Consider the following 16,324-nt stretch of genomic DNA (forward strand, 5'->3'; position numbering starts at 1 on the left):
ACAGCCCCGCGCCCTCAAAGGGCGCGTCGCGGGCCCGCGCCTTCCTGGCGAGCCCCCTTTCAGGCGGCCGCGGTCACCTGCGTCCCCAGTGCACGCTCGTAACGGTGGAGAACCAGTTCCGCCATCGAGACGTGGGCTCCCAAGGGGGCCGCTGCCATCCATGGCGCCTGTGCCGCGCACTGCGTCGAGAAGCGGCCCGGGGCCGTGAAGTAGGAGGCAACGGCGATGCGGTGGCGGCCCCTTGCCCGCAGAGCGGTGAGCGCCTCCTGGACGGTCGGAGCCGCCGCCGAGGCGTAGGCGGGGAGGACCGGGACACCCAGGCGTGCCGCGAGGAGCCGGGCCATGCGGTTGGTGTCGACCCTGGAGTCGGGGTCGCGGGAGCCGGCCGCCGCCAGGACCACGGCACTCGCGGGCCGGGCGCGCCAGCCCGCCTCCAGCAGACGGGCGTGCAGGGTGCCGGCCAGGAGGGGGTGCGGGCCCAGCGGGGCGGCGACGCGGGTGCGGGCCGGGGAGGCCGCGGCCATCTCCGGGATGTCCCGCCTTACGTGGTAGCCGCGGCTCAGCAGCAGCGGGACCAGGACGGCCGGGGTGTGACCGAGGGCCGCCAGGGTGTCCGGGAGCAGCGGTTCGTTCAGTTCGATGTGACCGAGGCGCACGGACAGCCCGGGGCGCAGCGCGCGCACCCGGTCCATGAGCGCCCGCACGGTGGTGAGCGCACGCGGGTCACGGCTGCCGTGGGCCACCAGGACCAGGGCGGGCGGACCGGGGCGCGGAGGAAGGTCGGACACGGTCATGCGGAGATCCTCCCCGGTCGGGATTGCACCCCCGTTGCCTGACCGTCACGGGAGTTTTCGTACGCTTCACGGCGCGAACCCGGCCGCTGTGAGCGAACCCAAAGGCCTCAACCTGCGTCCTCCAAGGTCGGAGCCGCCAGGGGGAAGTCAAGGGGAAGCAGGGGGGACAACCGTATGAAGATCCGCCGACCGCGTCTGCCGCGCACCCGCACCGGCAGACGCCGCCTGGTGCAGGGCGTGATGGCCGGCTGCGTGCTGGCGTTGCTGCCGGCCACCTGGCTGTACGTGTCGACGGCCGACCGGCTGCACACGGTGGCGGACGTACCCCGCGCCGACGTCGCGGTCGTCTTCGGCGCGGGCCTGTGGGACGGCGAACCGTCGCCGTACCTCGCCCACCGCCTGGACGCCGCGGCGAAGCTGTACCGGGAGGGCCGTATCAAGGTCGTCCTCGTGACCGGGGACAACAGCAGGAAGGACTACGACGAGCCGGACGCCATGCGCACCTACCTGACCGGGCACGGGGTACCCGACAAGCGCATCGTCAGCGACTACGCCGGCTTCGACACCTGGGACTCCTGCGTCCGCGCGAAGAAGATCTTCGGCGTGGACCGGGCCGTACTGATCAGCCAGGGCTTCCACATCCGGCGCGCGGTGGCGCTGTGCGAGGCGGCGGGGGTGGAGTCGTACGGGGTGGGCGTCGACGCCAAGCACGACGCGACCTGGTACTACGGCGGGACGCGGGAGGTCCTGGCGGCGGGAAAGGCGGCCCTTGACGTGGTCTTCGAGCCGAACCCCCAGTTCCTCGGAAAGAAGGAACCGGGGGTCACGAAGGCCTTGGCCGCGGCGGCCCGTCAGGCCAGTCGGACGGGTTAGACCATCGGACTGGTCAGGCCGGTCAGATCGGTCAGGCCGGTCAAATCGGCGCGGCCCGTCGCCCGGTCACGAGCGCCGGGCGGTATCGGCGTACGCGGTCGCAGCCGGGACCGCAGCCGTGGCCGAGGTCGCAGCCGCAGCCGTCGCCGTGGCCGACGTCGTCGCCGGGTGGTGTGGCCGGTCGGCGCCGGCGCGCGGGCTGAACGCGTGGGCCTTGACCCGGTCGTCGTCCGCGCGGCCGAGGTGTTCGAGACCGCCGTCGGGGGTCCAGCGGCCGAGCGCGCCGGTACGGACCATGGCGCGGCCCTCGCCGAGGAAAGGGTCGGGTGCGTAACGCCCGGCGCTCGGCTTGTTGTCGCCGAGGTGCCCCGCCGGGACGCAGTCGCCGCCCGCCCACACCTCGCCGCTCTCGCCGACGGGCAGCGGCCGGCGGTCGGCGTCGAGGACGTACACCGTGGTGTTGGGGATGGGGCGGCCGACGGCCGGTCGCCCGGCGGCCGGGTCGTGGCGGCCCATGGTGTGGACGACGGTCGTCTCGGTCGAACCGCAGCAGTCGAAGAAGGCGCTCTGCCGCGCCCAGCGGTCGGCGAGCGGGCGCGGGCAGGGCTCCCCGGACTCCCCTGTGACGGCGACCGTGCGGAGGCGCGGGCAGGCGCCGGGATCGATGCCCGACAGTACGGCCGGGGTGGCGATCAGGACGGTCGCGGAGGCGGCCGCGGCGGTGATGTCCGCTCCGCGGATGACCAGGGTGGCGCCGCGGGTGAGGCAGCCGAGGATCTCCCAGAGGGCCAGGCCGGAGGCCACACCGAGGAGTTGGGCCACCCGGTCGCCAGGGCGGATGCCGAGGCCGCCGGGTTCGGTGAGCAGCAGGTTGGTGACGTTGCGGTGGGTGACCTTCACGCCTTCGGGACGGGCGGAGGCGCCTGCGGTGAAGAGTACGCAGCAGCCGTCGTCGGGGTGCGGAGGCAGGATCGGGGCGGCCCGCTGGTACGGCACCGGGTCGTCGAGGGCGATCAGCCGGTGGCCGCCGGGGACGGGGACGCGGGGGGCGTGTTCCTTCTGGATGAGGACCACCCGGGTGCGGGCGGTACGGATGACGTGGCGGAGCCGGTCCGGGGGCGTGCGGCCGATGTCCTGGGGGACGTAGGCGGCGCCCGCCTTGAGGACGGCGAGCAGGCCGACCAGCATCGGTATGGAACGCCGGGCGAACAGGCCGACATGGTCGCCGGGCCGGACGCCCTCGCGGACCAGGTGGGCGGCGAGGGCACCGGCGTAGCGGTCGAGTTCGCCGTAGGTGAGGGTCGCGCCGTGGTGTTCCGCGGCGACGGCGTGGGGGTGGGCGATCGCATGCCGCTCGATCGCGCGGTGGACGAGCGGTTCGTGGACGGGTGCGCTGGGGCCGCGGCCGTACTGCCAGAAGAGGTGCTGGTCGCGGGGGGTGAGGTGACGCAGAGGCATGGCTCGGAGACCTCCTGGCTGCATGCGTGTACGTGGGGGGAGGCCGGGTCCGGGTGCGGCGGGGCCCGGACCGGGCCGTCTGGCGCAATGTCGAACGCCGTGCGGGGTGGTGCGCGGAGCTTCGCGAACAGGTGCACGACTGTAGTCCGGCCCCTTGAAGTCTCAACGGTGGCCGACCGGCCAACCCCGGCACGGAACAAGCCACATGGGCCGTACGAGGTCGCCGGCACCACTGCTGTCACGCCCTGCGCCGCGCCGGTCAGCCGGGCAGCCCGCGGGCCCGCCAGTCACCGCCCTCGATACGACGGCCTGCCGCGCGCAGTTCGTCGGCCACCACGTCCCCCGCGAGGTACACCCAGGCCCGGACGCCGGCCCCGTCCCGCCGTCGTACGACGTCCCGCTGCACGCGCACATACAGACTGCGCGGGTCCCCCGGCACGCACTCCTCCAACTCGTCCAGTTCCACGAGGAGTCGGTCGTACGACTCCGGGCGGGCGGTGACCAGTTCGCCGCTCAGTTCCCCGCCGGGCTCCTCGACGGCGTAGGGGTAGCCGGGCCCGTCGTAGAGCACCGCGTCCAGGAGGCGCCCGGGTTCCTCGGACGCGGTCCGCCCCCGCAGGAACAGGTCGTGGTTGATCTCGCCGGGGCGGAGCGTGCCGTAGACGAAGAACGGGAGGTGGTGGGGGTTCCGGGCGGTCACAGGAAGGATTCTGCACCCCCTCCACCCCCACACACATCTCCATGGAGGCGCTATGGACATGGACTTGTCATGGCCTCTTAAATCATTGTCGTCATCAGCGCCACCCCACGCCTCAGAGGCGCTTCTCAAGGAGATCGATGAGCCGGACACGGAACGCCCGAGTTTCCCGTCTCGCCACGGCCGGCGTCGCCGCCACCACCGCGACCCTGCTGGCCGCCGCACTCTCCCCCGCCGCCCACGCCGACGCCAGACCGACCCGGGCCACCGCGATCGAGAACGCGGCCCAGGCGCTCGTCCGGTACGCCGGCACCCTCGGACTCACCGCCACCGAGAACACCAAGGTCCGGGACGTGGTCGTCGACAAGAACGGCACCCAGCACGTCCGTTACGACCGCACCTACCGCCGACTCCCGGTACTGGGCGGCGACTTCGTCGTCCATCTCAAGCCGGACGGCACCTACCGCAGCGCCGACCGGGCTACCCGGAGCGCGATATCCCTCGCCTCGATCGTCCCGGACATATCCGCCCCGAAGGCCGCCGACCTCGCGGTGAACGCGCTGCGGGCGGCGAACCTCGGCGATGCGCTGAAGCAGGTGCAGGCCAGGCCGGAGCTGGTCGTCGACGCCCTGCACGGCACCCCGAAGCTGGCCTGGCGCACCAACGCGGTCGCCAAGGACTCGCTCGGCAACCCGGTCGCCCGCACGGTGCTGACCAACGCCCGCACCGGCGCCCAGATCGACGCCTGGGACAGCATCGAGACGGCGACGGGCGACGGCAGGTCGCTGTACAGCGGCACGGTTCCGCTGGAGACGACGCTCTCCGGATCGACGTACAACCTCACGGACCCGACGCGCGGCAACACGTACACGGGCGACGCGGCCAACAAGACGGACCTTTGCGTCTTCGGCATCTGCATCAGCCGGGCGCCGTCGACGGTGTTCACGGACACGGACAACCACTGGGGCACAGGTACGACTTCGGACCGTTCCTCGGCGGCCGTCGACGCCCAGTACGGCACCAACGAGACCTGGGACTACTACAAGAACGTCCACGGCCGCAACGGCATCGCGGGCGACGGCAAGGGCTCGTACAACCGTGTCCACTACGGCAGCAACTACAACAACGCCTTCTGGGACGACAGTTGCTTCTGCATGACGTACGGCGACGGTGACGGGACCACCCTCGGCCCGCTGGTGGCGCTGGACGTGGCCGGCCACGAGATGACCCACGGCGTCACCGCGAAGACCGCGGCCCTGACGTACTCGGGCGAGTCCGGCGGCCTGAACGAGGCGACCTCCGACATCCTCGGCACACTGGTGGAGTGGTACGCGAACAACTCGTCCGACCCGGGCGACTACCTGATCGGCGAGAAGATCGTCCGCTCCGGCTTCGGCAAGGCGGCTCTGCGCTTCATGGACCAGCCGTCGAAGGACGGCAGTTCGGCGGACTACTGGAGCTCGTCGGTCGGAAATCTGGACGTCCACTACTCCTCCGGAGTCGCGAACCATTTCGCGTATCTCCTCGCGGAGGGCAGCGGCGCGAAGACCGTCAACGGCGTGAGCTACAACTCGCCGACGTACAACGGCTCGACAGTGACCGGGATCGGGAGAGACAAGCTGGGGGCCATCTGGTACCGCGCCCTCACGGTCTACATGACGTCCTCGACGAACTACGCGGGCGCGCGGACGGCGACCCTGAACGCGGCGAAGGACCTGTACGGGGCGGGCAGCACCGAGTACAACGCGGTGGCCGCGGCGTGGAGCGCGGTGAACGTGAACTGACCCGTCGATCCGGCGGGTGACGGCGGCCGCCCCGGCGAACGAACCGGGGCGGCCGTCACATACGGCCCGGACAAAAGGGAACAGCGCAATTCAAGGAACATACGGAATTAAGGAGAACGCGGAATTAAGGAATGCTCGAACCACTTCTGGGGAGACCCCATGGGGAGGTTGTGCAGCTTCGGTGACGACTCCCTGAACAATCGAACTCCGTTGACCGGCCAGGTACTTGCGGCAATTCTTGTTGTGCACTAACTAGATAAATCATGAACTTGTTCAGCCGTCCCCTCACGTCCCGCCGCGCAGCCGCCCCCACGGCTCCTCCGCGCCCCACGGTCACCCCGGCTGCCTCCTCCCGCACCTCCGCCCCCGTCCTGCTGGACCCCGCCCTCGCCGCCCTCACCGGCGAATGGATCATCGACCCGGCCCACAGCAGAATCGGTTTCTCGGTCCGGCACGCGATGGTGACGACGGTCCGCGGGGCCTTCACCGAGTACAAGAGCCGCCTCTACTTCGACGGCCGCGACCCGTCCCGCTCCCAGGCGGAGCTCATCCTGTCCACGGGCAGCGTCGACACGGGTGTGGAGCAGCGTGACGCCCACCTGGTGGGCCGCGATTTCCTGGACGCGGCGACGTACCCACGCATGCGCTTCGCCAGCACGGCGGTCCGCCTCAAATCCCCCGACGTCTACGTCATGACCGGCGACCTGACCATCAAGAACACGACCCGCCCGGTCGACCTTGAACTCACCTACATAGGCAACGTCACGGACCCCTTCGGCTACCAGCGGGTGGGCTTCGACGGCACGACCACCATCAACCGCATGGACTGGGGCCTGTCGTACAACAGCCGGCTGGCGGAGGGCGGCGCGATGGTGAGCGAGACGGTGCGGCTGCAGTTCGACATCGCGGCGATCCGGATGACGCCGGAGGGGGGCTGAGCTGCAGCTGTGCCATCAGGGCCAGGAGCCGTTCAAGCGATGGAACGAGCCTGCCCGCGGTCACGGTCAGGACGGATCCGGAGACGTAGTAGCGCGTGATGGCACCGAGGACCGTTGCCTCGCGGCGGTCGCCCCTCACGCCGGTCGATCCGTGCCCGTACGGATCTCGTCTGATGGTCGCCGCCATCGCTTCCCTGAACGCATGGGCATCGCGCATCTTGGCCAGGGTGTCGTCGGCATGCGGGGCGTAAGTGACGCGGTAGGTCAAGCGACGCCCCGCCTCTCGGCCTCGTCCGCCGCCAGGCCTTGAAGCAGCGCCTCCGTCTCCGGGTCGGGAACGGCTTCGAGCGTCCAGTGCCGCATGACCGCTTGGATGTCCTGGCGCGAATTTTTTTCCTGCGCCGCCCGCACGCGCGGTGCTCTGGTGATCGCAGGCGACGGCGAGGACGTAGCCGAGGGGCAGGCGCTGCCCGGCCCGAGGGCTCCTCGGCTCTGAGCGAGGGTGGCCCGACGGCCCCCTCACCCGTTCACCCGTCCCGGACCCACCATTCGTGTGTTTTTCATACCGGACCCTTCGCAACCCCCTTGACCTGCCGGAACTCCCCCGCAACCGGCACCCCGAGCCCCCTCCATGACACCCGTTCATCCCACACCCGACGAAATCTCGGGGAGCGGGCCCGGCCCGTTGGCTCTTTCCTCGGTAGAGCAAGGGAGTGGGACGAGTTCGACGAGGGAGCACCATGCGACGCACTGTCCGTCCGCTGACCGGGGCCGCGCTCGCCGTGGCCGCGGCCGGTCTCGCCGCCGCGCCGGCGTACGGCGGCAGTACCGGCAGCCTGGACGTCTACCCGTCGACCACGGCGCCGGGCGCCCAGGTCTCGGTGAACACGGCTGCCTGCGGGGAGAAGTCGTCCGCGCTCGGCGACGCCAGTTCGGTGGGCGCCGGGACGTTCACGCTCGCGCCCAGTGCCCATGAGGGCGAGGCGATCGGCCAGTTCCAGGTGCCGCCCAGCGCGCAGCCGGGGACCTACGAGATCGTCGCGAAGTGCGCCGAGGGAAACCGGCAGGTGACCGGTGACCTGACGGTGGCACTGACACCGGCCGGTGGGCAGGTGCAGCCCCACGGCAGTGTGAAGACGGGGGTCGGTGGCGCCCTGGGCACCGACCCCGTGCAGACCGCGGCGGGTGTGACGGCTCTGGCCGTCGCCGCCGCGGGCGGTACCTGGCTCCTGCATCGCCGGGCGAGAGGCGACGGGATCTGACGGACACCCTCCGCTGTCCGTCCGCCGGTACCGCACATCCCACCCCCTCCGGGTCCGACGCCCCTCGCGGCCCGGAGGGGGTAGGGGGTCAGGTTCGTTAGAGGTTGTCACCTTCGGGAAGCCTCTCACTTTTGTCAGAGGCGGCGCCCCCGCTACACCGGGGCGCTCCCGCTAACCCCTCCCCCTCGCGTTAGAAGCTCTAACCTCCGAAAAAGGGGTTCTCATGCGCAAGATCGGGGACACCGCGATAGCCGCCGTAACCGTCCTTGCCCTCGGCTCAGGCGTCTGGCTCCTCGGCCCCGGCTCCGGCCCGCACACCACGCCACCCCAGCCGTCCGCCGCCGAGGGCCGCCCCGACCCCGGCGAGGAACGCCTCGAAGCGCCGGCGCTGCCGCCATCCCCGCCCACCCGCATCCGCATCCCCGCCATCCATGTGAACGCCCCCCTCATGGGCCTCGGCCTCACCCCCTCCGGCAGCCTCGACGTCCCGCCCGCCGGCAACAAGAACCTCGCCGGCTGGTACGAGTCGGGCACCGCACCCGGAGAGACGGGCACCGCGATCGTCGCCGGCCATGTGGACAACACCGAGGGTCCCGCCGTCTTCTACGACCTCGGCGCCCTCAAGCGCGGCGCGACCATCGAGGTGGACCGGCAGGACAAGGCCGTCGCCGTCTTCACGGTCGACGCGGTGGAGGTGTACCAGGCCCGGAACTTCCCCGACGAGAAGGTCTACGGAGCCGCGCAACGCCCCGAGCTGAGAGTCATCACCTGCGGCGGCGGCTACTCCCGGGCCACCGGCTACCAGGGGAACGTCGTCGTCTTCGCCCACCTGACCGGAAGCCGCTGACCGACGGCGGCCCGCACAACCGCGCCGGCGCGCCCCCGTCTCGGACCAGCCGCTGACGTACGGCCGCCCAGCGCCGTACACAACCGCTCCCCCCGCGCGAGCGGCAGGCACCCGCCGACCGACGACGCCGGGCGCCCGCTCGCCGGGTTTCCCCACCTCACAGCCCCGCCCGTCTCGTCCCCAGACCCCTCACACCCCACCCCCACCTCCGAAGAGGGCAGCGTTCCGTGCGGGAAACAGGGGGGATGCGGCCGGGTAACCTCCGCCGCGCACGCTCCTGGGCATGACCTCGAATACGCGTGTGGTGGTGATCGGCGCCCGCGTCGGGGCACGCCCCGGCCCCGATGTCCTACCAGTCGGCGGAGCCACCCGGGGCACGTTCACCGACGATGGAGGCTCCTGATGACCACCGCCCTGGGGGCCACCCCCACGATCGTGCTCGTCGGCCACGGGATGGTCGGCCAGCGCTTCCTGGAAGCGCTGGCCGAGCGCGGCCTGACCGCCACGCACCGCGTGGTCGTGCTGTGCGAGGAGCCGCGTCCCGCGTACGACCGGGTCGCCCTCACCTCGTACTTCGCGGGCAGGTCCGCCGAGGAACTCTCCATGACGGACATGGAGTTCATCGACGCCCACGGCATCGAGCTGTACGTCGGCGACCCGGCGGAGACGGTTGACCGCACGGCGCGGAAGGTGACGGCCAGGTCCGGCAGGGTCTTCGGTTACGACACGCTCGTGCTGGCCACCGGCTCGTACCCGTTCGTGCCGCCGGTCCCCAACAAGGACGCCGAAGGCTGTTTCGTCTACCGCACGATCGAGGACCTGCTGGCGATCGAGGAGTACGCGAAGTCGAGGGCGACCGTGGGTGCCGTGGTCGGCGGCGGTCTGCTCGGACTTGAGGCGGCGGGCGCGCTCAAGGGGCTCGGACTCACCGCCCACATCGTGGAGTTCGCACCCCGGCTGATGCCGGTGCAGGTGGACGCGGGCGGTGGTGTGGCCCTGCTGCGCACCATCGAGGAGATGGGCCTGAGCGTGCACACGGGCGTGGGCACCCAGGAGATCGTGACGGACGAGGCGGGCGCCGTCGTCGGCATGAAACTGTCCGACGGGTCCGAACTCGCCACCGACATGGTGGTGTTCAGCGCCGGGGTACGGCCGAGGGACCAACTCGCCCGGGACTGCGGTCTGTCCGTGGGGGAACGCGGAGGCATCGCCGTCGACGAGCAGTGCCGTACCGTGGACGACCCCCGGGTGTTCGCGATCGGCGAGTGCGCGCTGGCGGCGGACGGCCGGGTGTACGGCCTGGTGGCTCCGGGGTACGAGCAGGCGGCGACGGCCGCGGCCACCATCGCCGGCGACGAATCCGCCTTCACCGGCGCGGACTTGTCCACCAAGCTCAAGCTGCTCGGCGTGGACGTGGCGTCCTTCGGCGACGCGCACGGCACGAGCGAGGACTGCCTGGACGTCGTCTACTCCGACTCCCGCTCGGGCCTGTACAAGAAGCTGGTCATCGGCCGGGACGGCACGCTGCTCGGCGGCATCCTGGTCGGCGACGCGGACGCGTACGGCACGCTGCGCGCCCTCACCGGCTCGGTCCCGCCCCTCTCCCCGGAGTCCCTGGTCCTGCCGGCCGGTGCGAGCGGCGGCGCTCAGCTCGGCCCGTCCGCGCTCCCCGACGACGCGGTCATCTGTTCCTGCCACAACGTCAGCAAGGGCACGGTCCGCGACGCGGTGACCGAGCACTCCTGCACCACCGTGCCGGAGGTGAAGAAGTGCACCAAGGCCGGTACCGGGTGCGGAAGTTGCGTCAAGGTCCTCGGCCAGCTGGTCACGGCCGAGCTGGAGGCGTCCGGCGTCGAGGTCGACAAGGGCCTGTGCGGCTGCTTCGCGCAGACCCGCGAGGAGCTGTACGAGATCGTCCTCGCCCTGCGCATCAACACCTACGGGGAGCTGCTCGACCGTTACGGCCGGGAGGCCGCCCGGGGCGGCGACGGCTGCGAGGTCTGCAAGCCGGCGGTGGCGTCGGTCATCGCCTCCCTCGCTCCGACGATCGGCGCGAGCGGCTATGTCCTGGACGGCGAACAGGCGGCACTCCAGGACAGCAACGACCACTTCCTGGCCAACCTTCAGAAGAACGGCTCGTATTCGGTCGTACCGCGCATCCCCGGCGGTGAGATCACCCCCGAGGGCCTGATCGTGATCGGTGAGATCGCCCGTGACTTCGGTCTCTACACGAAGATCACCGGCGGCCAGCGCATCGACATGTTCGGCGCGCGGGTGGAGCAGCTCCCGCTGATCTGGACACGGTTGGTCGACGCGGGATTCGAGTCGGGGCACGCGTACGGCAAGGCGCTGCGCACGGTGAAGTCCTGCGTCGGCCAGACCTGGTGCCGTTACGGCGTCCAGGACTCGGTCCGGATGGCGATCGACCTGGAGCTGCGCTACCGGGGCCTGCGTTCGCCCCACAAGCTCAAGTCGGCGGTCTCCGGGTGTGCCCGGGAGTGTGCGGAGGCCCAGTCGAAGGACTTCGGTGTCATCGCCACCTCCAACGGCTGGAACCTCTACGTCGGCGGCAACGGCGGCGCCACTCCGCGCCACGCGGATCTGCTCGCCCAGGACCTGACCGACGCCGAACTGGTCCGCCTGATCGACCGCTTCCTGATGTTCTACATCCGTACGGCGGACCGCCTGGAGCGCACGTCGACCTGGCTGGAGCGGATCCCGGGCGGCCTGGATCACGTCCGTGAGGTGGTCGTCGAGGACTCCCTGGGCATCTGTGAGGAGCTGGAGTCCCTGATGGCGGCGCACGTGGCCAACTACGCCGACGAGTGGGCGTCGACCGTCAACGACCCCGACAAGCTCGCCCGGTTCGTGTCCTTCGTCAACGCCCCCGACACCCCCGACCCGGTCGTCGGCTTCGTGCCGGAACGCGACCAGATGAAGCCCGACCTGCCGCTGCTGTCGATCGGCATGCGCCCCGCCGAAGACGTTCTGGAAGGAAGCGCCCAGCGATGACCCTGGCACCCGAGACCACCGATCTGAAGGTCCAACTCCGGCTGGACGACAGCTGGTTCACGATCTGCGACCTGAGCCGGCTGACCCCCGGCCGGGGGGTGGCCGCGCTGCTGCCGGACGGCCGGCAGGTCGCCGTCTTCCGCGACCGCGTGGACCGTCTGTACGCGATCGACAACCGCGACCCCTTCGGCGGCGCGGCGGTCCTCTCCCGCGGCCTGACCGGCACCCACCGGGGCCGCCCGTTCGTCGCCTCGCCCCTGCTGAAGCAGCGCTTCGACCTGGTGACCGGCCAGTGCCTGGACGACGAGAGGGTGCGGGTGAGGGCCTACGCGGTACGGGCGGCCGTACCTGCCGTACAGGAACCGTCGATACTTGACTGATCGTTCCGGATGAACCTAGGCTCTGGCGCATGGCCAGGACCAAGGAGTTCGACCCCGATGCCGCGCTGCTGTCCGCCCTTGAGCTGTTCTGGCGGCGCGGCTACGAGGCGACGTCCATGGCCGACCTGGTCGAGCACCTGGGCATCGGGCGGGCCAGCCTCTACGCGACCTTCGGCAGCAAGCACGACCTGTACCTGAAGGCGCTGGAGCGCTACCAGCAGGACCGCCTCCCGCCCCTACTGCGGAACCTGTCCCGCCCGGGCCCGGCCCTGCCGGCCGTACGCGCGCTGATACGGCAGTACGCCGACGAGTCCGCGGCCGACGACCTGCGCCTGCGCGGCTGCCTGGTCACCAACACGGCGGCCGAACTCGCTCCGCACGACCTCGCCGCCGCGCGCAGTGTCGAACACGACTGGGACCGCGTCGAAACGGGCCTGCACATGGCCCTGGCCCGGGCCCAGGCCCAGGACGAACTGCCCGCCGACCGCGATCCGCTGGCCCTCGCCCGCACCCTGCTGGTGCTGCTCCAGGGCCTGCGGGTGGTGGGAAAGGCGTCGACGGACCCGGCCCGGGTCCGGGACGCGGCGGAGCAGGTACTGCGACTGCTGGACTGACGACTGACGAACGGCTGACCGACGCCCCTGCGCTGCTACGCCGGGGCGGTTCTCCACACCTTGATAATGAACCGATCGTTCTAGAAAAGGGGAGATATCTCATGGCTGCTACCGGCTCTGCTGCCAGGGGTCGTTTCACGGGTCGTACGGCCCTGGTCACCGGCGCCGGCAGCGGCATCGGGCGGGCCATCGCCCTGGCGTTCGCCGCCGAGGGCGCGCGCGTCGTCGTGGCGGGCCGCCGTGAGCAGCCCCTGAAGGAGACGGTCGCGCTGATCGAGGAGCGGGGCGGCGACGCGCTCGCGGTGACGGCCGACGTCTCCCGGGCGGGCGGCGCGGAGGCACTGGTGGCGGCTGCCGTGGAGCACTTCGGCTCGCTGGACGTGGCGGTGAACAACGCGGGGATCTTCCGGGGCGGGGCGCCGCTGGCCGACCTCCCGGAGGCCGACTGGCACGAGCAGCTGGCGGTCAACGTCACCGGCGTACACCTGGCGCTGCAGGCGGAGATCCGCCGGATGCGCACCCAGCCGGCGGGCGGCGCGATCGTGAACGTCTCCTCGACGTTCGGCGTCCATGCCACCTCCCCCGGGGCCGCCGCGTACTCGGCGACGAAGGCCGCGGTGACGGCGCTGAGCCGGGGTGCGGCACTGGACCACATCCGCGACGGGGTCCGGATCAACGTCGTGAGCCCGGGAGCGACGGCCACACCGATGTCACTGCGCCCGGGCGAGACGGACCAGGACCGCGCGGTACGGGCGAGGGCCACCCTCCCCCTGGCCCGTGTCTCCTCCACGCAGGAGATCGCGGCGGCCGTGCTGTATCTGGCCTCGGACGACGCGGCGTCGGTGGTCGGCACCGACCTGGTGGTGGACAGCGGCGGCTCGCTTTAGCCTTCAGGGCTCCTCAGCGCTCCTGGCGTTCCTCGGGGCTGCGCAGGCAGGATCCCGAGCGTTCCTCGGGGCGCCCCTCGGCGCTCCTCAGATCTCCTCAGATCTCCTTCAGGACGTCCTCGTAAGAGACCCCGGTGAGCCGCTGCGACGCGTCCCAGAGGCGTTGCGCCATGGTGTCGTTGAGGGTCCAGGGTGCCCGCCAGGAGGGGGCCGGGGCGCCGCGCCACATCGCGATCGAGGGCCCGGTGAAGGAGTCGGGCCGTACGCCGCGGGCGGTGGCCGCGTACAGCGTGGGCAGCGCCCCGGCCTCGGCGGACTGCGCGAAGACGACGTTCGCGGCCGCCGCCACCCGCTCGGCCCCGCGCCGTCCTTCGGCACGGGGCCCGGCGGTCTGCAGGTTGGTGGACGCGTACCCGGGGTGGGCGGCGGCCGCGACGAGGTCGCCGCCGTGGGCGTCGACGCGCCGGGCCAGCTCGTGGACGAAGAGCAGATTGGCGGTCTTGGACCGGCCGTAGGCGACCCAACGCCGGTAACGGCGAGCACTGTTGAGGTCGTCCAGGTCGATGTTGGCGAGGACGTGCATAATGCTGGAGACGGTGACGACACGGGCGGCGGGCGTGCCCAGCAGAACGGGCATGAGCAGCCTGGTGAGGGCGAAGTGCCCGAGATGGTTGACCCCGAACTGCGTCTCGAACCCGTCCGCGGTGGTCCCGTACGGCGGCGCCATCACCCCGGCGTTGTTGACGAGGAGATCGAGCCGGCCGTACGGGAACGAGTCGGCGAACTCCCTTACCGAGGTCAGGTCCGCGAGGTCGAGCCGTCCGAACTCGATGTGAGCGTCGGGCACTTCGGCGGCCATCCGGTCCCCGGCCTCGTGTCCCCGCGCCTCGCTCCGGCAGGCGAGCACGACCCGGGCACCCTTGCGGGCCAGCTCGCGCGCGGTGACGTACCCGAGCCCGCTGTTGGCCCCGGTGACGACGGCGACGCGGCCGGTGAGATCCGGGACGTCACCGCTGCTCCAGCCGCTGCTGCGCATAAGGGCGCCCTCCACAGGTGGGGGTCTGTGTCGCGGCCAGCCTACGAGGGCGGGGCACGGCAGGACACCGGACGCGGCCGGAGGCCGTACGAACCGCTCGGCGACGCGCGGGTAGAGTGCCGGAATGATCGGCATTCCGCAGGCGCTGGCGCGCGGCACGATCGACCGCGAGGGTGACCGCGGGGCGTCCTGGATCGCCGGGCTCCCCGCGCTCGTCGAGGAACTGCTGGAGCGTTGGGACTGCGTACCCGACGGCGAGGTGACGCACGGGGGCGTGGCAGTGGTCGTCCCGGTACGGCAGCGGCCCACCGGCGGGCGGCTCGTCCTGAAGGTGTCCTTCCCGCACCCCGGCAACGTCCACGAGCCGGACGCGTTCGAGGCGTGGGAGGGCCGGGGAGCGGTCCTCCTGCATCGGCGGGACGACGCCCGTTTCGCCCTCCTCCTGGAGCGGGCCCACATGTCGACGCTGGCAGCGCTCCAGTCCGACGACGAGACGGTGGTGACCGTCGCCGGCCGCCTGAGCCGCCGCCTGGCCGTCCCGGCGCCGGCGGGGCTGCCCCGGCTGAGGGACCACGCCGGCACCTGGGAGACGGAGTTGCGCAGGGACGCGGCGGAGCTGACGCACGCGCTGCCGCCCCGCGTGGTGGACGCGGCCGTCGCCACGGCGCGCGAACTGGGCCACGACCAGCCGGACACCCTCGTCCACGGCGACCTGCACGCGAGAAACATCCTGCGGGCGGACCGGGAACCGTGGCTGGCGGTCGACCCGAAGGGCTGTGTGGGAGACCCGGCGTACGACGGCGGCACGCTGCTCAAGTCCCGCGGCCTGTCCCTCATGCGGGCGAACGATCTGCCGAAGACGGTCCACCGCCTCCTCGACATCTTCGCCGAGGCGGCGGAACTCGACCGCGAACGCGTTCGGCGCTGGGCGCAGTTCCACGCCGTACAGGCGGCGTTCTGGGGCCGCCGGCACGGCTTCCGTATCGCGCGCGACGGTGCCCGACTGGACCGCCTCACACAATTCGTCGACGGCCTGGCGGAGTTGCTGGCCGTTTAGGGACAGGGGGGCGTCTCGGTTCGGTTCGGTTCGCCCCGGCTCGGCTCGGCTCGCTCGTCACCGTCGTCCGCCGAACTCCCAGTCGTGCACCTCTGTCTCCGCGTACCGGTGCGGGGCCAGCACGGTCCGTGCCCGGTCCGGGTCCGGGGCCCGGACCAGTGCCGCCGTGCCCAGCCAGCTGGTGGCGTCGTCGGACAGCAGCGGGCCGAAGGCGATCAGCTCGTCGCGGCCGATGCCGGTCGGCAGGCCAGGGCCGGGGCCGATGCCGGTCGGCAGGCCGGGGCCGGTGCCGGTGCCGGACGGCAGGCCGGGGTCGCCGCCGGGGTCGGCCCGCACCGGCCCCAGACCGAGCACCAGGTACCGGTTGCCGCCGGCCCGGCCGCCGGGGAACTCCCACATGGTGCGGCCCAGCAGGTTCCGCCACCGGCGCAGCAGCACGTCCCGGTACACGCCGGCCTGGTAGTTGGGCTCGTCGAAGGCGAACGCGCGGGCAGCGGCCGGGTCGGGCAGTTCGACGATGTGCACACTGCCGGTGGGCGTCTCACCGTCGGCGCCGAAGGCCGGTCCGCGGGCGATCAGCTCCGCCTCGTACCGGTCCATGTAGGACCAGTGCTCCTCCACCAGCTCCTGGCGCAACGCCGGCGAACCGGCCCGGTCACGGTGGTAACAGAAGAACTCCATGGCA

15 protein-coding genes are annotated in these 16,324 nt (G+C 71.6%); 10 read left to right on the top strand and 5 right to left on the bottom strand.

The window, feature by feature from the left end; genetic code table 11:
• Positions 1-59: 59 nt before the first annotated feature.
• On the bottom strand, positions 60-794 hold the full coding sequence (locus tag ACZ7OO_RS12805; RefSeq protein ID WP_471504292.1) for a sirohydrochlorin chelatase: 735 nt from the start codon (positions 792-794) through the stop codon (positions 60-62).
• Between the two features lie 174 nt (positions 795-968).
• Here ACZ7OO_RS12805 and ACZ7OO_RS12810 point away from each other — a divergent pair, with 174 nt between their 5' ends.
• Entirely contained in the window at positions 969-1,667 is a 699-nt protein-coding gene (locus ACZ7OO_RS12810) for a SanA/YdcF family protein (RefSeq protein ID WP_471504294.1), read from the top strand.
• A 66-nt stretch (positions 1,668-1,733) separates the two neighbouring features.
• On the opposite strand, the gene ACZ7OO_RS12815 is transcribed toward ACZ7OO_RS12810, so the two are convergent.
• Positions 1,734-3,125, bottom strand: a complete 1,392-nt coding sequence (locus ACZ7OO_RS12815) for an AMP-binding protein (RefSeq protein WP_471504295.1) — start codon at positions 3,123-3,125, stop codon at positions 1,734-1,736.
• A 259-nt stretch (positions 3,126-3,384) separates the two neighbouring features.
• Positions 3,385-3,825 carry a gamma-glutamylcyclotransferase family protein gene (locus ACZ7OO_RS12820; protein ID WP_471504296.1) on the bottom strand — a complete coding sequence of 147 codons (441 nt, stop codon included), beginning with the start codon at positions 3,823-3,825 and terminating at the stop codon, positions 3,385-3,387.
• Between the two features lie 137 nt (positions 3,826-3,962).
• Here ACZ7OO_RS12820 and ACZ7OO_RS12825 point away from each other — a divergent pair, with 137 nt between their 5' ends.
• From ACZ7OO_RS12825 to ACZ7OO_RS12860, 8 genes are all read left to right on the top strand, one after another.
• Entirely contained in the window at positions 3,963-5,606 is a 1,644-nt protein-coding gene (locus ACZ7OO_RS12825) for a M4 family metallopeptidase (protein ID WP_471504298.1), read from the top strand.
• 263 nt (positions 5,607-5,869) lie between these two features.
• Complete coding sequence (locus tag ACZ7OO_RS12830) at positions 5,870-6,544, top strand: YceI family protein (protein ID WP_471504299.1); 675 nt, start codon at positions 5,870-5,872, stop codon at positions 6,542-6,544.
• 740 nt (positions 6,545-7,284) lie between these two features.
• The gene (locus ACZ7OO_RS12835) at positions 7,285-7,806 is read left to right on the top strand and encodes a hypothetical protein (protein ID WP_352218787.1); all 522 of its coding nucleotides are present in this window, start codon (positions 7,285-7,287) and stop codon (positions 7,804-7,806) included.
• Between the two features lie 223 nt (positions 7,807-8,029).
• A complete protein-coding gene (locus tag ACZ7OO_RS12840) occupies positions 8,030-8,653 on the top strand; it encodes a class F sortase (RefSeq protein ID WP_471504301.1) in 624 nt (207 codons plus the stop codon).
• 402 nt (positions 8,654-9,055) lie between these two features.
• The gene (gene nirB / locus ACZ7OO_RS12845) at positions 9,056-11,665 is read left to right on the top strand and encodes a nitrite reductase large subunit NirB (RefSeq protein WP_471504302.1); all 2,610 of its coding nucleotides are present in this window, start codon (positions 9,056-9,058) and stop codon (positions 11,663-11,665) included.
• Positions 11,662-12,045 (top strand): nitrite reductase small subunit NirD, encoded by a 384-nt coding sequence (gene nirD / locus ACZ7OO_RS12850; protein WP_471504303.1) that lies wholly within the window; start codon positions 11,662-11,664, stop codon positions 12,043-12,045. The genes nirB and nirD overlap by 4 nt, the downstream gene beginning before the upstream one ends.
• Before the next feature lie 29 nt (positions 12,046-12,074).
• Positions 12,075-12,659 carry a TetR/AcrR family transcriptional regulator gene (locus ACZ7OO_RS12855; protein ID WP_471504305.1) on the top strand — a complete coding sequence of 195 codons (585 nt, stop codon included), beginning with the start codon at positions 12,075-12,077 and terminating at the stop codon, positions 12,657-12,659.
• A 101-nt stretch (positions 12,660-12,760) separates the two neighbouring features.
• Positions 12,761-13,546, top strand: coding sequence for an SDR family NAD(P)-dependent oxidoreductase (locus ACZ7OO_RS12860; RefSeq protein WP_471504307.1), 786 nt, complete (start codon positions 12,761-12,763; stop codon positions 13,544-13,546).
• 97 nt (positions 13,547-13,643) lie between these two features.
• Here the strand turns inward: ACZ7OO_RS12860 and ACZ7OO_RS12865 are convergent, their stop codons facing one another.
• The gene (locus ACZ7OO_RS12865; protein ID WP_471504308.1) at positions 13,644-14,582 is read right to left on the bottom strand and encodes an oxidoreductase; all 939 of its coding nucleotides are present in this window, start codon (positions 14,580-14,582) and stop codon (positions 13,644-13,646) included.
• Positions 14,583-14,706: 124 nt separating this feature from the next.
• Here ACZ7OO_RS12865 and ACZ7OO_RS12870 point away from each other — a divergent pair, with 124 nt between their 5' ends.
• Positions 14,707-15,639, top strand: coding sequence for an aminoglycoside phosphotransferase family protein (locus ACZ7OO_RS12870; protein ID WP_471504310.1), 933 nt, complete (start codon positions 14,707-14,709; stop codon positions 15,637-15,639).
• Positions 15,640-15,696: 57 nt separating this feature from the next.
• On the opposite strand, the gene ACZ7OO_RS12875 is transcribed toward ACZ7OO_RS12870, so the two are convergent.
• On the bottom strand, positions 15,697-16,320 hold the full coding sequence (locus ACZ7OO_RS12875) for a YciI family protein (RefSeq protein WP_471504312.1): 624 nt from the start codon (positions 16,318-16,320) through the stop codon (positions 15,697-15,699).
• Between the last annotated feature and the right edge of the window lie 4 nt (positions 16,321-16,324).

Source organism: Streptomyces sp. NPDC111744, from assembly GCF_055634995.1.

Coding starts and splice junctions, on each gene's coding strand:
- ACZ7OO_RS12805 (WP_471504292.1), bottom strand. CDS start 794: ATGACCGTGTCCGACCTTCCTCCGCGCCCCGGTCCGCCCGCCCTGGTC.
- ACZ7OO_RS12810 (WP_471504294.1), top strand. CDS start 969: ATGAAGATCCGCCGACCGCGTCTGCCGCGCACCCGCACCGGCAGACGC.
- ACZ7OO_RS12815 (WP_471504295.1), bottom strand. CDS start 3,125: ATGCCTCTGCGTCACCTCACCCCCCGCGACCAGCACCTCTTCTGGCAG.
- ACZ7OO_RS12825 (WP_471504298.1), top strand. CDS start 3,963: ATGAGCCGGACACGGAACGCCCGAGTTTCCCGTCTCGCCACGGCCGGC.
- ACZ7OO_RS12830 (WP_471504299.1), top strand. CDS start 5,870: ATGAACTTGTTCAGCCGTCCCCTCACGTCCCGCCGCGCAGCCGCCCCC.
- ACZ7OO_RS12835 (WP_352218787.1), top strand. CDS start 7,285: ATGCGACGCACTGTCCGTCCGCTGACCGGGGCCGCGCTCGCCGTGGCC.
- ACZ7OO_RS12840 (WP_471504301.1), top strand. CDS start 8,030: ATGCGCAAGATCGGGGACACCGCGATAGCCGCCGTAACCGTCCTTGCC.
- nirB (WP_471504302.1), top strand. CDS start 9,056: ATGACCACCGCCCTGGGGGCCACCCCCACGATCGTGCTCGTCGGCCAC.
- nirD (WP_471504303.1), top strand. CDS start 11,662: ATGACCCTGGCACCCGAGACCACCGATCTGAAGGTCCAACTCCGGCTG.
- ACZ7OO_RS12855 (WP_471504305.1), top strand. CDS start 12,075: ATGGCCAGGACCAAGGAGTTCGACCCCGATGCCGCGCTGCTGTCCGCC.
- ACZ7OO_RS12860 (WP_471504307.1), top strand. CDS start 12,761: ATGGCTGCTACCGGCTCTGCTGCCAGGGGTCGTTTCACGGGTCGTACG.
- ACZ7OO_RS12865 (WP_471504308.1), bottom strand. CDS start 14,582: ATGCGCAGCAGCGGCTGGAGCAGCGGTGACGTCCCGGATCTCACCGGC.
- ACZ7OO_RS12870 (WP_471504310.1), top strand. CDS start 14,707: ATGATCGGCATTCCGCAGGCGCTGGCGCGCGGCACGATCGACCGCGAG.
- ACZ7OO_RS12875 (WP_471504312.1), bottom strand. CDS start 16,320: ATGGAGTTCTTCTGTTACCACCGTGACCGGGCCGGTTCGCCGGCGTTG.